The sequence below is a fragment of the Leclercia sp. UBA5958 genome (assembly GCF_002430365.1).
Classification (GTDB): domain Bacteria; phylum Pseudomonadota; class Gammaproteobacteria; order Enterobacterales; family Enterobacteriaceae; genus Enterobacter; species Enterobacter pneumoniae.
The window spans coordinates 41,607-60,983 of sequence record NZ_DJCE01000002.1 but is presented as its reverse complement, the minus strand read 5'-3'; the positions used below and the strand labels follow the sequence as shown (position 1 = coordinate 60,983).

Here is a 19,377-nt window from a genome sequence, read left to right as displayed (position 1 = left end):
GGATTAGATAGCCTTGATGACGTAATTTCTGCCTCGGAGGTATTTAAACAATGAATAAAATCCTGTTAGTTGATGATGACCGAGAGCTGACATCCCTGTTGAAGGAGTTGCTCGACATGGAAGGCTTTGATGTACAAGTTGCCCATGACGGGGAACAGGCGCTGGGTCTCCTTGACGATAGCATTGACTTGCTTTTGCTCGACGTCATGATGCCGAAGAAAAACGGTATCGACACCCTTAAAGAGCTTCGCCAGACACACCAGACACCCGTTATTATGCTGACCGCGCGCGGCAGCGAACTTGACCGCGTCCTCGGCCTTGAGTTGGGCGCAGACGACTATCTACCGAAACCGTTCAATGACCGTGAACTGGTGGCCCGTATTCGCGCGATTCTGCGCCGTTCACACTGGAGCGAGCAGCAGCAGAATACCGATACCGGATCGCCAACTCTTGAAGTGGACTCCCTGAGCCTGAATCCAGGTCGCCAGGAAGCGAGCTTTGACGGTCAGGCGCTGGAGTTGACCGGTACCGAATTCACCCTGCTTTATCTCCTGGCGCAACATCTGGGCCAGGTGGTATCGCGTGAACATCTTAGCCAGGAAGTGCTGGGTAAACGTCTCACACCGTTCGATCGGGCCATTGATATGCACATCTCTAACCTGCGCCGTAAGTTGCCAGAGCGTAAGGATGGGCATCCGTGGTTTAAAACCCTGCGTGGCCGTGGTTATCTGATGGTCTCCGCTTCATGATAGGCAGCTTAACCGCCCGCATCTTTGCCATTTTCTGGCTGACGCTGGCACTGGTTTTGATGCTGGTCTTGATGCTGCCTAAGCTCGATTCCCGCCAGATGACGGAGCTCCTCGATAGCGAGCAACGTCAGGGCATCATGATTGAGCAGCACGTAGAAGCGGAGCTCGCTATTGATCCGCCCAATGATTTGATGTGGTGGCGCAGGCTTTTTCGCGCTATTGATAAATGGGCGCCGCCCGGCCAACGTCTTCTGCTGGTGACCAGCGAAGGGCGCGTGATCGGTGCGGAACGCAGTGAAATGCAGATCATTCGCAACTTTATTGGCCAGGCAGATAACGCCGACCATCCGCAAAAGAAAAAATATGGTCGGGTCGAGATGGTGGGGCCCTTCTCCGTACGTGACGGGGAAGATAACTACCAGCTTTACCTGATTCGTCCTGCAAGCAATTCCCAGTCCGATTTTATTAACCTGCTATTCGACCGGCCGCTTCTGCTGCTCATTGTCACGATGCTGGTCAGCTCGCCGCTGCTGTTGTGGCTGGCATGGAGTCTGGCTAAACCTGCACGTAAGTTGAAAAATGCGGCCGATGAAGTGGCGCAGGGTAACCTGCGACAGCACCCTGAACTGGAAGCGGGACCGCAAGAATTCCTGGCGGCAGGGGCCAGTTTTAACCAGATGGTGACGGCGCTTGAGCGGATGATGACCACCCAGCAACGCCTGTTATCTGACATCTCCCATGAGCTACGCACGCCGCTGACGCGCCTGCAGCTCGGAACCGCCCTGCTTCGCCGCCGTAGCGGAGAGAGCAAAGAGCTGGAGCGTATCGAAACGGAAGCGCACCGTCTGGATAGCATGATCAACGACCTGCTGGTGATGTCTCGCAATCAGCAGAAAAATGCGCTGGTGAGCGAAAAGGTGAAGGCCAATCACCTGTGGCATGAGGTGCTGGACAACGCCGCCTTTGAAGCTGAGCAGATGGGCAAGTCGTTTACCGTTAACTTCCCGCCCGGACCCTGGCCGCTGTACGGTAACCCCAACACGCTGGAAAGCGCGCTGGAGAATATCGTGCGTAACGCCCTGCGTTACTCGCATACGAAGATTGAGGTGGCCTTCTCGGTGGATAAAGACGGCATTACCATTAACGTGGATGATGACGGCCCGGGCGTCAGTCCGGAAGATCGCGAACAAATTTTCCGTCCGTTCTACCGTACCGATGAGGCGCGCGATCGCGAGTCTGGCGGCACGGGGTTGGGTCTGGCGATTGTCGAGACCGCGATGCAGCAGCACAATGGCTGGGTGAAAGCCGACGACAGCCCGCTGGGCGGTCTGCGGTTGACGCTGTGGCTGCCGCTGTATAAACGTTCGTAGCTCCCCCCTCACCCTAACCCTCTCCCCCCAGGGGAGAGGGGACTACCCGGTGCGTTTTTTTCACCTTCGCCCCCCAGGGGAGAGGGGACTGCCCGGTGCATTTTTTTTCACCTTCGCCCCCTTGGGGAGTGGGGACTGCCCGGTGCGTTTTGCTCACCTTCGCCCCCCTGGGGAGTGGGGACTACCCGGTGCGTTTTTTTCACCCTCGCCCCTTTGGGGAGAGGGCCGGGGTGAGGGGCCGTTACCTCCCCCACAATCTCCGCGAATTATCCTCGATCTTCCCGCTAATACGGCGCTTCTGCATCGTTCTGGTCCAGCTGGTGGACAATCCTGCCGCCGACAGCAGACGATGGTACTGCTCATCGTCAAACGGCATATGCCAGGCGATCGCGCAGGCATCGTACACCGACACATCACTCACGCGGGAAACGAGTTCCAGTGGGGCATCCGTCAGCACTTTCCCCGCCAGCACCACCCGGTAGAGCCAGCCGGTTTTACCGGCACTTTGCAGCCGGGCGGACATATCCTCTATGCCAAAATGGTAGTTCAGTTTGAAGCACGGCGAACGCGGCTGCGTCACCTGAATCAGGGCATCACCCCAGCGGAAGATATCGCCGATAAAGACGTTTTGTTCGGTCAGCCCTTCGGTAGAGAGGTTCTCGCCAAACGCGGGGGCGACGAAGCGCTCCGCCTGCCCGGGGAATTCGTTCATCCAGAAAGCATAATGCTCGCGCGGATAGTGGCACAGCGCGCGCTCCGGCCCGCCGTGAATTTTCTTTTCAGCCTGCTCATCACCCACGAGACCGCGCTCGGTTAAGCTCAGCTCGCCGTCCACCTGTACTTTGGCGATAGCGCTGGGGCGGCTGCCTTCGTACTCCGTTACCTTGCCTGTAAACACGTTGACCGGGTAGTGCATCTCTACTCCTTCAGATACAAAAAAAGCGAGTCATCAGACTCGCTTCTCATTCAGGTCAATGCAACCTTATTTTTTAGCAGCGAAACGCGCAGCCGCTTCGTCCCAGTTCACGACATCCCAGAAGGCTTTGATGTAGTCAGGGCGACGGTTCTGGAACTTCAGGTAGTAAGCGTGTTCCCACACGTCCAGACCCAGGATTGGGAAACCGGATGCACCAGAGATCGCTTCACCCATCAGCGGGGAGTCCTGGTTAGCAGTAGAAACTACCGCCAGTTTGTCGCCTTTCAGCACCAGCCACGCCCAGCCAGAGCCGAAACGGGTCGCAGCGGCTTTTTCAAACTCAGCTTTGAAGTTGTCCACGGAACCGAAGTCACGCTCGATAGCGGCTTTCAGGTCGCCCTGCAGGGTAGTGCCAGTTTTCAGGCCTTTCCAGAACAGGCTGTGGTTAGCGTGACCACCTGCGTTGTTACGCAGTACGGTCTTTTTGTCGGCTGGCAGCTGGTCCAGTTTGGTGATCAGCTCTTCAACCGGCAGGTTAGCGAACTCTGGCAGGCTTTCCAGCGCGGCGTTCGCGTTGTTCACGTAAGTCTGGTGGTGTTTAGTGTGATGGATTTCCATCGTCTGCTTGTCGAAATGCGGTTCCAGTGCGTCATAGGCATACGGCAGGGATGGCAGTGTATAACTCATAATCCTCTCCATTAGTGTCGGGCGGCACAGCTGTTAATGCCGCGTAAGCAGTTGGTTCATTATAGTTAATTAAATGATATTGAAAATGATTATCAATGCCGCACTCTTTGTGCGGTTATTAATTTATTATAAATGACTGAATGACGGGGCGATCATGCCGCCTTGCGGCTGCGCTGGCGCCACTGGACCGGCGTCATGCCCACTTCGCGGTTGAACACCACGGAAAAGTAGTTACTGTCCTCAAAACCGCAGCGCATCGCCACCTCACTCACCATCAGTTCCGTGTGCTGCAACAGGTATTGTGCGTGGCAGATCCGCAGCTGGCGCAGGTAATGATTAACCGTCATACCGGTCTGCGTGCGGAACTGCTGACGCAATGCCCGCTCGCTGCACTGCTCCTGCTCGCAGAACTTCTCCAGCACAAAGCTGCGGTTCAGGCTGCCCGCCAGAGCGGTGATGAGTTTGTCGAGCAGCGCTTCCTGCTCATTCGCTGAAGGGTGATCAGTGGCGTAACGAAAGCGCTTAAGCGTCATCACCAGCTGCGCGAAAAGGAGTTCAGACATTGAGTTAGCAAGGGGATCACTCTTCTGGCTCTCTTGCTCCAGTTGGGCAATCACCTGTCGAACCTGAGTCACGCCGTTACTGCTCAGTCGCCAGTGCGGTTCGCCGCGCGCCTCAGTAAAACGCGGAATAGCCGCCGCCCAGTCGACGTTGAGCTTCAGCCTTTCAGGGCAGTAGATAACGTTCTGCAACACCAGGTCGTTAACAGAAGCGTAGGAGTGTTTATCTTCGGCGCGAATGTAAAACAGGTCACCGCGGGTGATGCGATAAGGACGGTCATTAAGCACGTGAAGCCCGTTGCCTCGCCAGACCAAAACCATTTCGCAAAACTCATGGGTATGCTCGGCAAAGACATTTTGCGGGTAGCGATCCGCCACAGCAACGGCCTGGCCGGCACCGGCAAAAAAGTCGGCTTTGCGAAGGATCAACTGAGCGGCCACGGTACACCTCAACGACTAATAACCGCTTATTATCGGCCATTTACGCTGAAAAAACGGTGATTTTCCTCGCGTTACTGAAGCGGCGTATCCCGGCCCTGGCGAATGTCGCGCGGGGACCAGTTAAATTCCCGGCGAAATAGCGTTGAAAAATGGTTACTGTCGCCGAAACCGCAGCGATAAGCGATATCTGTCACGCTCTCATCGGTGTGGCGCAACAGATGACGCGCCTTAATCAGGCGTAAACGGTTGAGATAGCGCTGTGGCGTCGACCCGGTGTGCTGTTTCAGCTGGCGATGCAGGGTGCGCAGCGAAAGCGAAAAGTTATCTGCCAGCGTTTCCCAGCACACATCTTCGGCAAAATGGTCTTCCAGCCACGCCATCAGCTGATTAAGACGCTCATCGTTATTGCCCGCCTTTTCCATCAGGCTGCTACGGCGCAGCAGGACCAGCAGCTGCATAAACAGCAACTCATAACTGGCGATCGCATGGGTATCCCCGCCAGCGTCCATCCTCTCCATCTGGCTTACCAACTGCCTCACCTGCTGTAAGGTGGACTGGTTAACACGCCAGTGCGACGGATAATGGCCGTCCTGCTCCTGCGGCAACAGCTTATTCAGTCCCGACAGAAACTGGAACGCCTCTGGCGAACGGTAGAGAACATTGGTCAGGCAGAGGTTGTCGGTATGTTCATATAAATGCCGATCATGATCGCGCACAAAGCAGACGGTACCGCCGCTAATGGTGTAGGGCTGGCCGTTGAATACGTGTATGCCGGTGCCGTGTTCCACAATCACAATCTCATGAAAATCATGATGGTGTTCTGGAAACGCCGCCTGAGGAAGCCGTGGCTCGATCGCGACTGGCGAACCTCCAGAAGGGAAAAAATCCACGCTGTGCAGTACGGTCATAACGGCCCCTACGAATGAGAAATGTTCTCAAAATAGTAATTAAGCCCCTGCGAACTCACCTTAAATTTTTGACAGCAAAGTGCGCAAAGCCTGTCGGTTTTTTAAGAAACGCGCGGAAAGATCGGGAAATGCGGTCAGGGTCACATCTCCTGAATTCCCGGGGATAACTGGAAACTGTGAACTCTCTCACGTTCACCTTCGCTTTCTTGCCAGCTGCCGATTTTGCCTGTCAGTGGCAAGAAGGTCTGTTTTTCTTCCCTTTCTTACACTCTCCGCTAATGACTTAAGAAAGGATCTGACCATGACTGTTCGCCATTGCGTGGCTGTCGATTTAGGTGCCTCCAGCGGCCGCGTCATGCTGGCCCGCTATGAACCTGCTCAGCGCACACTTTCGCTACGCGAAATCCACCGCTTTGTGAACTGCCTGCAGAAGCAGGACGGTTTTGATATCTGGGATATCGATAGCCTGGAGGCGGAAATCCGTACCGGCCTGAATAAGGTATGCGATGAGGGTATGCGTATCGACAGTATCGGCATTGATACCTGGGGAGTGGATATCGTGCTGCTGGGCCACAACGGTGAGCGCGTTGGCCTGCCTGTTTCATATCGTGATGCCCGTACAGACGGCGTCATGGCTCGTGCCGTGGAGCAGTTAGGTAAAGCCGACATCTACGGCCGCAGCGGCATTCAGTTTCTCCCTTTCAACACCCTGTATCAATTGCGTGCACTGGTGGAGCAGCAGCCAGAGCTGACGGCACAGGTTGCCCATGCGCTGATGATCCCGGACTACTTCAGCTACCGGCTGACCGGGAACATGAACTGGGAGTACACCAATGCCACTACCACGCAGCTGGTGAATATCAATTCTGATACCTGGGATGAGAACCTGTTGAACTGGACGGGGGCATCTCCCCAGTGGTTTGGCACCCCGACTCACCCGGGCAACGTGATTGGCCAATGGGGCAGCCCGCAGGGCAACGCTATCCCGGTGGTGGCCGTCGCCAGCCATGATACCGCCAGCGCCGTGATTGCAGCGCCGCTGGCCGATCAGGATGCGGCGTATCTCTCTTCCGGCACCTGGTCGCTGATGGGCTTTGAGAGCAAAACCCCCTACACCTGCGAGAAGGCGCAGGCGGCCAATATCACTAACGAAGGCGGCGCCGAAGGGCGCTACCGGGTGCTGAAAAATATTATGGGGCTCTGGCTGCTTCAGCGGGTGCTGAAAGAGCAGGCCATCAGCGACCTGCCTGCGCTGATTGCAGAGACCGAAAGGCTGGCACCCTGCCGCTTCCTGATCAACCCCAATGATGATCGTTTTATCAATCCGGCAAACATGAGCAGCGAAATTCAGAGTGCCTGCCGTGAAAGCCATCAACCGGTGCCTCATCTGCCGGCTGAATTAGCGCGCTGCATCTTCGACAGCCTCGCCCTGCTCTATGCCGACGTACTGAGCGAACTGGCGGCACTACGCGGCAAACCGTTTAGCCAGTTGCACATTGTGGGCGGCGGCTGCCAGAACGCGCTGCTGAATCAGCTTTGCGCCGACGCCTGCGGGATCACGGTGATTGCCGGGCCGATTGAAGCCTCTACGCTCGGCAATATCGGTATCCAGCTCATGACCCTGGATGAGCTGCGTAGCGTCGATGAATTCCGAACGCTGGTCAGTCACAACGACAATCTCACCACGTTCACCCCTAATTCCTGCCATGAAATTGCCCGCTACCGGGCACAGTTTCAGCAAAACCGACTGACAAAGGAGCTTTGCGCATGACCACTCAATTAGAACAAGCCTGGGAACTGGCTAAACAGCGTTTCGCCGCCGTGGGCGTGGATGTCGAGGAGGCGCTCCGTCAGCTCGATCGTCTGCCGGTCTCCATGCACTGCTGGCAGGGCGACGACGTCGCAGGCTTCGAGAACCCAGGCGGCGCACTGACGGGTGGTATTCAGGCAACCGGCAACTATCCGGGTAAAGCCCGCAACGCCGGGGAGCTGCGCGCGGATCTGGAGTTGGCCCTGAGCCTCATCCCCGGGCCTAAGCGCCTTAACCTGCATGCCATCTACCTTGAATCCGACGAGCCCATCGCCCGTAACAAAATCAAGCCGGAACACTTTAAAAACTGGGTGGAGTGGGCAAAAGCAAACAAGCTGGGTCTGGATTTTAACCCCTCCTGCTTCTCCCACCCGCTCAGCGCGGATGGCTTTACCCTTGCCCATATTGATGACGAGATTCGCCAGTTCTGGATCGAGCACGTGCAGGCCTGCCGTCGTATCTCGGCTTACTTCGGCGAGCAGCTTGGCACGCCATCGGTGATGAACATCTGGGTCCCGGACGGCATGAAAGACATCACCGTCGACCGCCTCGCGCCGCGTCAGCGTCTGCTGAATGCGCTGGATGAGGCGATCAGCGAGAAACTTAACCCGGCGCACCACATCGACGCCGTAGAGAGCAAGCTGTTCGGCATTGGCGCAGAGAGCTATACCGTGGGCTCCGGCGAGTTCTACATGGGTTACGCCACCAGCCGCCAGACGGCATTGTGTCTGGATGCCGGCCACTTCCACCCAACCGAAGTGATCTCCGACAAAATTTCCGCCGCCATGCTCTACGTGCCGCGCCTGCTGCTGCATGTAAGCCGTCCGGTACGCTGGGACAGTGACCACGTCGTGCTGCTGGATGACGAGACCCAGGCCATTGCCAGCGAGATTATCCGCCACGACCTGTTCGACCGCGTACACATCGGCCTCGACTTCTTTGATGCCTCTATCAACCGCATTGCGGCATGGGTTATCGGCACCCGCAATATGAAGAAAGCCCTGCTGCGCGCCCTGCTGGAGCCAACTGCGGAGCTGAAGAAACTGGAAGCGCAAGGCGATTACACCGCGCGTCTGGCGCTGCTGGAAGAGCAAAAATCACTGCCATGGCAGGCCGTCTGGGAGATGTACTGCCAGCGCAATGACACGCCGGCAGGCAGCCAGTGGCTGAATAACGTGCGGGCGTATGAGAAAGACGTGCTGAGTCAGCGCGGATAACTGCCCCCTCACCCCTACCCTCTCCCCAAAGGGGAGAGGGTGTTCAAATTCCCTCGCCCCTTTGGGGAGAGGGTTAGGGTGAGGGGTGTTACCTCACCGCGATAACTGGAAAAGAAAACTATGCAGACCATCACTAACGCCTGGTTCGTCCAGGGCATGATTAAAGCCACTTCCGATGCCTGGCTGAAAGGCTGGGATGAGCGCAACGGCGGTAACCTGACGCTGCGTCTTGATGACGCAGATATCGCGCCGTTTGAAGCGGATTTTCACCAGAATCCGCGCTATATCGCGCTGAGCCAGCCTATGCCTTTGCTGGCGAATACCCCTTTTATCGTGACCGGTTCCGGTAAGTTCTTCCGCAACGTACAGCTCGACCCGACCGCAAACTTAGGCGTGGTAAAAGTGGACAGCGACGGCGCGGGGTACCACATTCTTTGGGGGCTCACAAACGAAGCGGTGCCAACCTCAGAGCTGCCGGCACACTTCCTCTCCCACTGCGAGCGCATTAAGGCGACTCATGGCAAAGACCGGGTGATCATGCACTGCCACGCAACGAACCTGATCGCCCTGACCTATGTGCTGGAAAACAATACCGACTTCATTACCCGCAAACTGTGGGAAGGCAGTACCGAGTGTCTGGTGGTATTCCCGGACGGGGTTGGCATCTTACCGTGGATGGTACCGGGCACCGATGAGATCGGCGAAGCCACTGCGCAAGAGATGCAGAAGCATTCGCTGGTGCTGTGGCCATTCCACGGGGTATTTGGCAGCGGCCCAACGCTGGATGAAACCTTCGGTCTGATCGACACCGCCGAGAAGTCCGCAGAAGTGCTGGTAAAAGTCTATTCCATGGGGGGGATGAAACAGACCATCACCCGGGAAGAGTTGATTGCGCTGGGCAAACGTTTTGACGTCACCCCTATGCAGTCGGCGTTAGATCTCTACAAATAAGAACATCGCGCCCCGCTCACAGAGACGGGGCGAAACTTACCTGCAATCCCTACAACTGACTCAAGTGGAGTAAAAGCAATGAAAATAAAGACAAGCTTGATCCTCACCGTTGCCGCGCTGGCGTTGTCCGGTTCCGCTCTGGCGGAAGTTAAAATTGCCCTGGTGGCAAAATCGTTAGGTAATGGGTTCTTCGAAGCCGCCAACGTGGGCGCGCAAGAGGCAGCCAAAGAGTTAGGTGATGTTAAAGTCATTTATACCGGGCCGACCACCACCACCGCTGAAGCGCAGATCGAAGTGCTGAACGGTTTGATCGCCCAGGGGGTGGATGCGATCGCTATCTCCGCCAACGATCCTGATGCGCTGGTGCCGGTGCTGAAAAAAGCGATGCAGCGCGGTATTAAAGTCGTTTCCTGGGACTCTGGCGTGGCGAAAGCCGGTCGTCAGATCCACCTGAATCCTTCCAATAATGCCCTGATCGGCGAAACCAACGTGAAGCTGGCAGCCGACGCGCTGAAAGCCCTGAACGTGGAAAAAGGCGAAGTGGCCGTACTGAGCGCCACCCCCACCTCAACCAACCAGAATACCTGGATTGCCGAGATGAAAAAGGTGCTGCCACAGTACCCGTCCGTCAATCTGGTGACCGTGGCCTACGGCGACGATCTTTCTGATAAGAGCTATCGCGAAGCGGTGGGCCTGCTGAAAACGTATCCGGATCTGAAAGTGATCGTCTCGCCCTCCTCCGTAGGTATTGTCGCCGCCGCCCAGGCGGTGAAAGACCAGGGCAAGATAGGCAAAGTGTACGTCACCGGTTTAGGTCTGCCGTCTGAAATGGCGGGCGCGGTGAAATCGGGCGCCAGCAAAAGCTTCGCTATCTGGAATCCGATTGACCTTGGCTACGCCGCTACCTATCTGGCGGATGACCTGGTGAAAGGCACCGCCACCAAAGGCGAAGCCAGCATGGGCAGACTGGGCAAAGTGAAGCTGGATGCCGATGGCAACGGCGCCATGGCTGAGCCGTTTGTTTACGATGCCAGCAACATTGATAAGTTCTCGAAGATTTTCTAATCCTTTCTCCCTCTCCCTGTGGGAGAGGGTTGGGGTGAGGGCATCAGGCCGCACTTCCCCTACCCTTCTCCCGAGGTGAGGGGGGATAAATATGGAGAACTATCATGACACCACTCCTCCAACTGAAGGGCATCACCAAGGTCTTCCCCGGCGTGCGTGCCCTTGAGAACGTTCAGCTTGAGCTCTGGCCAGGTAAAGTCACCGCCCTTATCGGCGAAAATGGCGCGGGCAAATCCACGCTGGTGAAAGTGATGACCGGCATTTACCAGCCTGAAGAGGGCGAAATTCTCTACAAGGCAATCCCTATTCAGCTCCCGACGCCGGAATCTGCGCACAAGGTCGGCATTACGGCAATTCATCAGGAAACCGTCCTGTTCGATGAACTCTCGGTCACCGAAAACATTTTTGTCGGTCAGTACCTCTATAAAGGTCTTTTTAAAAAACTCGACTGGTCAGAGATGCACCGCCGCGCGCAGGCCATCCTCACCCGTCTGGAGGTACAGATTGACCCACGAGCTACGCTAAAAACCCTGAGCATCGCCCAGCGGCACATGGTGGCGATCGCCCGCGCGCTGTCGTTTGATGCGCAGGTGGTGATCCTCGACGAGCCGACCGCGGCCCTGTCGCAGCACGAAATCCTCGAGTTTTATCAGATCGTGGAGCGCTTAAAGCAGGACGGGAAAGCGATCCTCTTCATCTCGCATAAATTCGACGAAATCTTTGAGCTGGCCGACCATTACACCATTCTGCGCGATGGGGTGTATGTCGGTTCCGGCGCGATGAACGACATCACCGAAGAGCGGATGGTCGCCATGATGGTGGGCCGCGCCATCACTCAGACCTTCCCCAAAGTGGAGTGCGAAAAGGGCGAGACGGTGCTGGAGGTGAAAAACCTGTGCCACCCCACCGAGTTTGCCAACATCTCCTTTACCCTGCGCAAAGGCGAAATCCTCGGCTTTTACGGGCTGGTTGGCGCCGGGCGCACCGAGCTGATGCAGGCCCTCTCTGGCGTCTCGCGCCCCTCCTCCGGTGAAATCGTCCTGAAGGGTAAAACGCAGCATTTCCGCCAGCCGTCGGACGCCATCAAAGCCGGCATCGTCTGCGTGCCGGAAGAGCGCCAGAAGCAAGGGGCGATCATTGAGCTGTCGATTGCGCAGAACATCAGCCTGCCGCAGCTTGGCAAAATGAACCCCAACGGGGTGCTAAATCATGATCGTGAATGGCAGCTGGCGGATGAGTACGCCAGACGTCTGCAGGTGAAAGCCTTTAGCTGGAAACAGCCGGTTGAAACGCTTTCCGGCGGGAATCAGCAGAAGGTGGTGATCGGCAAATGGCTGGCGACACATCCTGACGTGATCATCCTCGATGAGCCAACAAAAGGCATTGATATTGGCTCCAAAGCCGCCGTTCATCAATTTATGTCCGAGCTTGTCGGTCAGGGTCTGGCGGTGATTATGGTCTCGTCAGAACTGCCGGAAGTGATGGGTATGGCCGATCGCATTATCGTCATGCACGAAGGGCTGATGGTGGCGGAGTATCAGGCAGGGGGCGCAACGGCAGAAACCATCGTCAGCGCCGCCAGCGGTGCAAAACAGGAGGCCGCATAATGGTCAGGCAACTGCTGAAACACCGTGAAGCGCTGCTGGGCGCGGTGATCATTTTGATGATCGTCGCCATTGGCAGTCGCGTGCCCTCGTTTATCGCCCCGGGAAACCTGGTGGAGATGTTTAACGATACCTCCATCCTCATCATTCTCGCCCTCGGCCAGATGATGGTGCTGCTCACCAAAGGCATCGATCTGTCGATGGCGGCTAACCTGGCGCTGACCGGCATGATCGTCGCGCTCATCAATTTCCATCATCCGGATGTGCCCGTCTGGGCGCTGCTAATTCTGGCCACGGCGCTCGGCCTGCTGATGGGCATGATCAACGGGCTGCTGGTGTGGAAGCTCGGTATTCCAGCCATTGTGGTGACGCTGGGTACGATGAGCATCTATCGTGGGATTATCTTTTTACTTTCTGGCGGCGGCTGGGTGAACTCCAATCAGATGGGGGCAGATTTCCTCGGCCTGCCGCGTGCGGCGGTGCTGGGCTTGCCCGTACTGAGCTGGTGTGCGATTGCCGCGCTGTTGCTGGTGGGCTATTTCCTGCGTTACAGCCGCACCGGGCGTGCGCTCTACACCGCGGGCGGTAACGCTACGGCGGCCTACTACACCGGCATCAACGCCGGGAAGATGCAGTTTGTCAGCTTCTGCCTGTCCGGTGCGCTGGCAGGGTTCTGCGGATATCTGTGGATTTCCCGCTTCGCCGTGGCCTATGTCGACGTGGCTAACGGCTTTGAGCTGCAGGTGGTGGCCGCATGCGTGATTGGCGGTATCAGCACGATGGGCGGCACCGGTCGCGTGCTCGGCTGCCTGTTCGGCGCGCTGTTCCTCGGGGTAATTAACAATGCCCTGCCGGTCATCGGCGTGTCCCCGTTCTGGCAGATGGCCATTTCCGGCACGGTGATTGTGATTGCGGTGCTGCTCAACGAGCGCGGCAATAAACGCAAAGGGCGGTTAATTCTGCGCGATGCGGCGCTGGCGCGCCAGAAACTGGCGGTGAAATCATGAGCAAAATTATGACCACTGAAGAGATGAAACCGACCCCACCCTCGACGGGTTTTTTCCAGAAACTGCTGTGTTGGGAAGGGTTCTTGCTGGCGGTCACGCTGGCGGTATTTGTGGTGAATGCCCTCGCATCGCCTTATTTCCTCGATATCTGGAACCTGTCTGACGCCACTTTTAACTTTACCGAAAAAGCGATCATCGTGCTGCCGATGGCGATGTTGATTATCGCCCGCGAGATTGACCTCTCCGTGGCCTCTACCATTGCGCTGAGCTCTACGGTGATGGGCTTTTGCGCAGCGGCGGGCGTAGATACTCCGTTGCTGGTCTGCGTGGGGCTGGGCGTCGGGCTGCTGTGCGGCCTGTTCAACGGCTGGCTGGTGACGCGCTTTAACTTATCTTCCATTGTCATCACCATCGGCACCATGAGCCTCTATCGCGGGATCACCTACATCCTGCTGGGCGATCAGGCACTGAACAGCTATCCGGAGAGCTTTGCCTGGTTTGGGCAGGGTTACGTCTGGGGCGCACTGTCGTTTGAGTTCGCGCTGTTTATCGTGCTGGCGGCGGTGTTTGCCTTTGTGCTGCATCGCACCAACTTTGGTCGCCGGACCTATGCCATTGGCAATAACCCGACCGGCGCATGGTATTCCGGCATTAACGTGAAGCGTCACAACCTGCTGCTGTTTGCTCTGGTGGGGCTGATGGCGGGTCTCGCCTCGGTGTTACTTACCTCGCGCCTGGGCAGCACGCGCCCGACGATTGCGATGGGCTGGGAGCTGGCGGTAGTGACCATGGCGGTGCTGGGCGGTGTAAACATTCTGGGCGGATCCGGCAGCATGGTGGGGGTGATTATCGCCGCCTTCCTGATGGGGCTGGTGACCTTTGGCCTGAGCCTGCTCAACGTGCCGGGGATTGTGATGTCGGTGATTATCGGCGCGATGCTGATTGTGGTGATCTCACTGCCGATTATCACCCGGCGAATTATGCAGCGGAGACGGATTTAATTTCCCCCTCACCCTAACCCTCTCCCCAGGGGAGAGGGAACTCGCTGGTGCGGCCATTTAACCTCTCCCAAAGGAGAGGAACGGGGTGAGGGGAACGGATTACCCAAAAATCATATTAAGGAGAATTATCATGAGCTTTATGTTGGCGCTTCCCAAAATCAGCCTGCATGGCGCAGGCGCAATCAGCGATATGGTCAACCTGGTGGCGAGCAAGCAGTGGGGTAAAGCCTTGATCGTGACCGATGGTCAACTGGTGAAGCTTGGCCTGCTCGACAGCCTCTTTGCCGCGCTGGACGCCCATCAAATGTCATATCACCTGTTTGACGAGGTGTTTCCCAATCCGACGGAAGCGCTGGTGCAGAAAGGGTATACCGCATACCAGGAGGCGGAATGCGACTACGTGATTGCCTTCGGCGGCGGTAGCCCCATTGATACCGCTAAAGCGATTAAAATCCTTACCGCCAACCCTGGCCCCTCTACCGCTTATTCCGGCGTCGGGAAAGTGAAAAACGCAGGCGTGCCGCTGGTTGCGATCAACACCACCGCAGGCACCGCAGCGGAGATGACCAGCAACGCGGTGATTATCGATTCCGCACGTCAGGTGAAAGAGGTGATTATTGATCCGAACATCATCCCGGATATTGCCGTGGACGATGCCAGCGTGATGCTGGGTATTCCGGCGTCCGTTACGGCCGCCACCGGCATGGATGCCCTGACCCACGCCATTGAAGCCTACGTCTCGGTCGGCGCGCACCCGCTCACCGACGCCAACGCGCTGGAAGCGATTCGCCTGATTACCCTGTGGCTGCCGAAAGCGGTCGACGAGGGCCATAATCTTGAAGCCCGCGAGCAGATGGCGTTTGGTCAGTATCTGGCTGGCATGGCGTTTAACAGCGCCGGTCTGGGTCTGGTTCATGCCCTGGCGCACCAGCCAGGCGCCACGCACAACCTGCCGCACGGCGTGTGTAATGCCATCCTGCTGCCGATCATCGAAAACTTTAACCGCCCGAATGCCGTGGCCCGCTTTGCCCGCGTGGCGCAGGCGATGGGCGTCGATACCCGCACGATGAGCGACGAAGCGGCCAGCATGGAGGCCATCCATGCCATTCGCGCCCTGAGCGCTCGCGTAGGTATCCCTTCTGGTTTCAGTAAACTGGGGGTAACGAAGGCGGATATTGAGGGCTGGCTGGATAAAGCGCTCGCCGATCCCTGTGCGCCCTGTAACCCACGAACCGCCAGCCGCGACGAAGTGCGCGAGCTCTACCTGGAGGCATTATGATCCGCAAAGCCTTTGTGATGCAGGTTAACCCTGACGCACATGACGAGTACGAACGCCGCCACACGCCCATCTGGCCTGAGCTGGAGGCGGTGCTAAAAGACCACGGCGCGCATCACTACGCCATCTTCCTTGATAAGCAACGCAACCTGCTATTTGCGACCGTGGAGATTGAATCGGAAGAGCGCTGGAACGCCGTCGCCCATACCGACGTCTGCCAGCGCTGGTGGAAACATATGCGTGACGTTATGCCCGCTAACCCGGACAACAGCCCGGTGAGTACGGAGCTTAAAGAGGTGTTCTACCTCGAGTAACGACCGGTGCTGCCGCCATCGCGGCAGCACCGCTTTTCAGCTTACCTCCACGGAACTCCCCTGCACCGCCGCAGGACGCGAATGGGTAAGGGTAAACGCCGAGATTGCCGTTACCGCCAGGACAAAGCAGCCCAGCATCAGATAGGTATCCTGGAAGCCGATCCGGTCATACATATTGCCGGCGAATGCGGAGAGGAAGATTGCTGCCAACTGTTTGGCAAAATTGAAGCCAATCAGATAGATGGTGGCCGACAGGCGAGTATCAAAGACGCCGGTAATATATTTAAACGCCCCCACCAGCAGGAACGGCACCTCCAGCGCGTGAAGCATCTTCAGTGCCACCACCTCCACCGCCGTAGTGGCGAATGACGAGCCGATAATACGCGTAGCCATGATCACCCCGGCAATCAGAAGGGTGTTTTTCGCGCCAATGCGGTTAATGATCCACGGCGAGCAGAACATGATGATGGCGTTGCAAAGTTCCCCTGCCGTCGTGGCAAAGCCAAACGCCCGCGTGCCCGCTTCAGGGGTCGCAAAGAACGTTTTAAAGAAGGTGGCAAACTGCTGATCAAAGACGTCATAGACGCAGGCCACGCCAATCACATACAGAATAAACATCCACATTTTGCGCTGACGGAACAGGTTCACCACGGTCTTAAGGGTAATCTGCGGCTGGTTGGCGCCCAGGGCATTCATCACCTGCGCCGTCTGGTTTGGTTTTGGTTTGGCGACCACTAACAGCAGCATGAGCAAAAGCGCCGCGCCGGACCCCATCCAGAAGACAAGCGACGGATCGATGCTGAATAGTATCCCGCCCGTCGAGGCGCACAGTCCCCAGCCCAGACAGCCGAACATACGCGCTTTGCCATATTCGAAGAAGCTGTTGCGGCTCACACGCTCAATGTAGGCCTCAATCGCCCCCGATCCCGCCGAGAAGACGAAACCGATATACAGCCCGCCGCTAAGCGCCCCCAGCCAGATATTGGTTTTCAGGAGCGGAGCAAATACGTAGAGGAAAAAGGGGGCAAACAAGAAGAGCAAGATAGCGATGATCCACAGCAGGTGTTTTTTCAGCCCCAGCTTGTCGGAAATCACCCCCAGCACGGGCTGGAAAGCGATCGCAGAGAGCGAGATGCAGGAGAAAACAATCCCGGTATGGGTTTTATTCAGACCGATGATATCCGACAGCCAGATAGGCAGAAACGGAAAGCAGGTGGCCATAATGAAGAAGTAGAGAAAAAAGAACGACCCGAAAATCCAGAAATTAGGGTTGTCTTTGTGGGTACAGGCAGTCGTGTTCATTATTTTTATCCTCAACCGGGGGCCGCCTTCACGGCCCCTCACCTTTACACGCGTTCAACGCCAATCAAAATGGCGGTTTCTGGATCGAGCACCGGCAACGCAATCCCTGCCTGCATCAACCATTCGCCGCTTACCGTTTGCGGCGCGTCCATCCATGCCGGAAGTTTGCGCATCGTATGGCCCCCCTCGCCCGTCAGGCGGATGTTAGGGTGATCGAGAAGCGTAATACGATACTGTGCGCCCGCTTCCAGCCCCGGCATGCGCAGCGGCATCATCAGGGTGTAGTCCGGCATGCGGAGCTGGCTGATGATAAACAATCCCTGCCCCTGGTCCTGGCTCACTATACCGGTAGCCAGCGTCGTGGCATCGGGCATATCGATCCGCCACTGGGTGCCGGTGTGGATCACCTCGCGCCACTGTTTGTACAGCGCGGCGTAATGGCGATAGCCTTCGCGCTCCTGCTCGTCCACCGCTAGCGGATCCAGCTCCAGCCCCATGTGGCCAAAGAGCGCCGTCAGGCCACGAAACGCGATGCTGTGCTGTCGGAAAGTGGCATGGCATTTATGATGACCGATATGCGCGCCCATCACCTCTGGCGGGAAGAAGTAACTCATGCCGCGCTGAATGGTGTTCCGCTCCAGCGCATCGTTATTATCCGACGCCCAGAAACGGTGGCAGCGGGTCAGAACTTCATAGTCGATACGCCCGCCACCTGACGAGCAAGATTCAAATTCGATATGCGGGAACCGCTCGCCCAGGACATCCAACAGGCGATAGAACTGACGGGTTTGCGCGTCGGCAGCCGCCTTGCCATTGTGGCCTGGCTGAACCAGCTCGCGGTTCATGTCCCACTTCACGTAATCCACCTGATGCTCGCCCAGCAGCCAGCTCATGCGTTCCAGAAGATAGTCAAAGGCCTGAGGAATGTTGAGGTTCAGTACCAGCTGATGGCGGCCCGTGGCCTGTTCATAGCCCGGCAGCGCCAGCACCCAGTCAGGGTGGGCACGATAGAGATCGGAGTTGGAGTTGATCATTTCCGGCTCAACCCAGATGCCAAACTCCATACCGAGCGCCTTAACGTGACGCACTACGGGAGTTAAGCCGTCCGGGTATTTTTTCTCGTCGAGGTACCAGTCCCCCAGCGCGGCATGGTCATCGTTACGCCCTTTAAACCAGCCATCGTCGATGATAAAGCGCTCCACCCCCAGCGCGGCAGCGTCGTCAGCCATGCGCATGATGTAAGCCGGGTCGTGATTAAAGTAGATCCCTTCCCAGGTGTTGAGGTGTACCGGACGCGGTTTGTTATCCGGGAAACGAATAATGTTTTCACGCAAATAGCGGTGGAACTGCTGGCTCATGCCATTCAGCCCCTGCGCGGAGTAGCTGGCGTACAGGTTCGGCGTCCAGAGGGTTTTCCCCTCGGCAATCGCTATCTCGCCGGGCAGATAGAGCGCCTCCGCCTGCAGATAACGCCGCCCGTCGGTTTTCACTTCGGCACGCAGACGGTGGTTACCACTCCAGCCGAGGTGCACGCCCCACACATCGCCCTGCATTTCATTGAAGGACGGCGTGCCGGTAATCAGCGCCGGGAAGTGTTCATGAGAGGTTTTGCCGCGGCGGTTTTCAATGACAAAGCTGTCATGTTCCAGCCGCAGGCGGTGAGGCTGGAACTCGCGGATCCAGCGGCCATGAAACGCCATGACCTCCTGCGCCCGCTCTGCCACCGGTAGAGTAATAGCCAGTCGATCCACTTGCCACGCCTGCGGCCGCAGGTTGGTCACGCCGTGGCGCACCCGCAGTACACCGCTCTCCTCCAGGTCAATCTCACTGGTCAGGCGCAGACCGGCGTGAGTATCTTCTGCCGCGATAGTCAGACTTTGGCCCTGCTGGGTGACGGCGGTGGTGGTAAAGACCGGCGAGCCATCCATCCCCTGACGATGCCCCTCAATGCCCGGGGAACCAAATAACCCGTGACCCAGTTCGGCCATCAGGGTTACAGGGGAGTCAACATCCAGTCTTCCATTGGCAACAGGACGGGAAAGCGTGGCCGCATCCTGCGGCGAAAAGTGGCGAAGGTGCGGCCCCCAGTAAAGAATCTCGGCGAACGGGTGGGTTTTTATCACCACATCCACCGTCTCGCTTACGAGTCGTAAAATGGCATCTTGCATCAGACATCTCCAGTCATCGGGATGATCTGAG

The 19,377-nt window shown here is 57.2% G+C and carries 17 protein-coding genes; 11 read left to right on the top strand and 6 right to left on the bottom strand.

Translation table 11 applies throughout. The annotated features are described in order from the left end of the window. The first annotated feature begins 50 nt into the window (after positions 1-50). Together cpxR and cpxA are read left to right on the top strand one after the other, a co-directional pair. Positions 51-749 carry an envelope stress response regulator transcription factor CpxR gene (gene cpxR / locus B2Q93_RS03690; RefSeq protein WP_040078001.1) on the top strand — a complete coding sequence of 233 codons (699 nt, stop codon included), beginning with the start codon at positions 51-53 and terminating at the stop codon, positions 747-749. Further along, on the top strand, positions 746-2,119 hold the full coding sequence (cpxA, locus tag B2Q93_RS03685; protein ID WP_040078000.1) for an envelope stress sensor histidine kinase CpxA: 1,374 nt from the start codon (positions 746-748) through the stop codon (positions 2,117-2,119). Before cpxR ends, cpxA begins: the two co-directional genes overlap by 4 nt. Before the next feature lie 241 nt (positions 2,120-2,360). On the opposite strand, the gene yiiM is transcribed toward cpxA, so the two are convergent. The 4 genes from yiiM to rhaS (B2Q93_RS03665) all read right to left on the bottom strand — a co-directional run bounded on the left by yiiM (position 2,361) and on the right by rhaS (B2Q93_RS03665) (position 5,631). Next, positions 2,361-3,035, bottom strand: a complete 675-nt coding sequence (gene yiiM, locus B2Q93_RS03680) for a 6-hydroxyaminopurine reductase (protein WP_046886202.1) — start codon at positions 3,033-3,035, stop codon at positions 2,361-2,363. A 66-nt stretch (positions 3,036-3,101) separates the two neighbouring features. After that, the gene (sodA, locus tag B2Q93_RS03675) at positions 3,102-3,722 is read right to left on the bottom strand and encodes a superoxide dismutase [Mn] (protein ID WP_003861999.1); all 621 of its coding nucleotides are present in this window, start codon (positions 3,720-3,722) and stop codon (positions 3,102-3,104) included. A gap of 152 nt (positions 3,723-3,874) precedes the next feature. Then, positions 3,875-4,723, bottom strand: a complete 849-nt coding sequence (rhaR, locus tag B2Q93_RS03670) for an HTH-type transcriptional activator RhaR (RefSeq protein WP_207292640.1) — start codon at positions 4,721-4,723, stop codon at positions 3,875-3,877. Positions 4,724-4,794: 71 nt separating this feature from the next. Beyond that, on the bottom strand, positions 4,795-5,631 hold the full coding sequence (gene rhaS, locus B2Q93_RS03665; RefSeq protein ID WP_286809608.1) for an HTH-type transcriptional activator RhaS: 837 nt from the start codon (positions 5,629-5,631) through the stop codon (positions 4,795-4,797). Between the two features lie 301 nt (positions 5,632-5,932). On the opposite strand from rhaS (B2Q93_RS03665), the gene rhaB reads away from it, so the two are divergent. The 9 genes from rhaB (at position 5,933) to rhaM (ending at position 15,876) form a co-directional block, all read left to right on the top strand. Next, on the top strand, positions 5,933-7,402 hold the full coding sequence (gene rhaB, locus B2Q93_RS03660; RefSeq protein WP_286931828.1) for a rhamnulokinase: 1,470 nt from the start codon (positions 5,933-5,935) through the stop codon (positions 7,400-7,402). Beyond that, positions 7,399-8,658: an L-rhamnose isomerase gene (gene rhaA / locus B2Q93_RS03655; protein ID WP_207292642.1), complete on the top strand. Its 1,260-nt coding sequence runs from the start codon at positions 7,399-7,401 to the stop codon at positions 8,656-8,658. Before rhaB ends, rhaA begins: the two co-directional genes overlap by 4 nt. Positions 8,659-8,778: 120 nt before the next feature. Beyond that, on the top strand, positions 8,779-9,609 hold the full coding sequence (gene rhaD / locus B2Q93_RS03650; RefSeq protein WP_040077991.1) for a rhamnulose-1-phosphate aldolase: 831 nt from the start codon (positions 8,779-8,781) through the stop codon (positions 9,607-9,609). A 78-nt stretch (positions 9,610-9,687) separates the two neighbouring features. Next, positions 9,688-10,674, top strand: a complete 987-nt coding sequence (rhaS, locus tag B2Q93_RS03645) for a rhamnose ABC transporter substrate-binding protein (RefSeq protein ID WP_286931827.1) — start codon at positions 9,688-9,690, stop codon at positions 10,672-10,674. A 104-nt stretch (positions 10,675-10,778) separates the two neighbouring features. Further along, positions 10,779-12,281, top strand: coding sequence for a sugar ABC transporter ATP-binding protein (locus B2Q93_RS03640; RefSeq protein ID WP_040077989.1), 1,503 nt, complete (start codon positions 10,779-10,781; stop codon positions 12,279-12,281). Next, entirely contained in the window at positions 12,281-13,285 is a 1,005-nt protein-coding gene (locus tag B2Q93_RS03635) for an ABC transporter permease (protein WP_286809605.1), read from the top strand. Before B2Q93_RS03640 ends, B2Q93_RS03635 begins: the two co-directional genes overlap by 1 nt. Then, positions 13,282-14,286: an ABC transporter permease gene (locus tag B2Q93_RS03630; protein ID WP_207292645.1), complete on the top strand. Its 1,005-nt coding sequence runs from the start codon at positions 13,282-13,284 to the stop codon at positions 14,284-14,286. The genes B2Q93_RS03635 and B2Q93_RS03630 overlap by 4 nt, the downstream gene beginning before the upstream one ends. A 130-nt stretch (positions 14,287-14,416) precedes the next feature. Further along, on the top strand, positions 14,417-15,565 hold the full coding sequence (gene fucO, locus B2Q93_RS03625) for a lactaldehyde reductase (protein WP_286809604.1): 1,149 nt from the start codon (positions 14,417-14,419) through the stop codon (positions 15,563-15,565). Beyond that, the gene (gene rhaM, locus B2Q93_RS03620) at positions 15,562-15,876 is read left to right on the top strand and encodes an L-rhamnose mutarotase (RefSeq protein ID WP_040077982.1); all 315 of its coding nucleotides are present in this window, start codon (positions 15,562-15,564) and stop codon (positions 15,874-15,876) included. The genes fucO and rhaM overlap by 4 nt, the downstream gene beginning before the upstream one ends. A gap of 36 nt (positions 15,877-15,912) precedes the next feature. On the opposite strand, the gene B2Q93_RS03615 is transcribed toward rhaM, so the two are convergent. Both B2Q93_RS03615 and B2Q93_RS03610 read right to left on the bottom strand, forming a co-directional pair. Next, positions 15,913-17,178, bottom strand: a complete 1,266-nt coding sequence (locus tag B2Q93_RS03615) for an MFS transporter (RefSeq protein ID WP_046886193.1) — start codon at positions 17,176-17,178, stop codon at positions 15,913-15,915. Between the two features lie 44 nt (positions 17,179-17,222). Then, positions 17,223-19,346 (bottom strand): alpha-galactosidase, encoded by a 2,124-nt coding sequence (locus B2Q93_RS03610; protein WP_286809603.1) that lies wholly within the window; start codon positions 19,344-19,346, stop codon positions 17,223-17,225. Positions 19,347-19,377 lie beyond the last annotated feature (31 nt).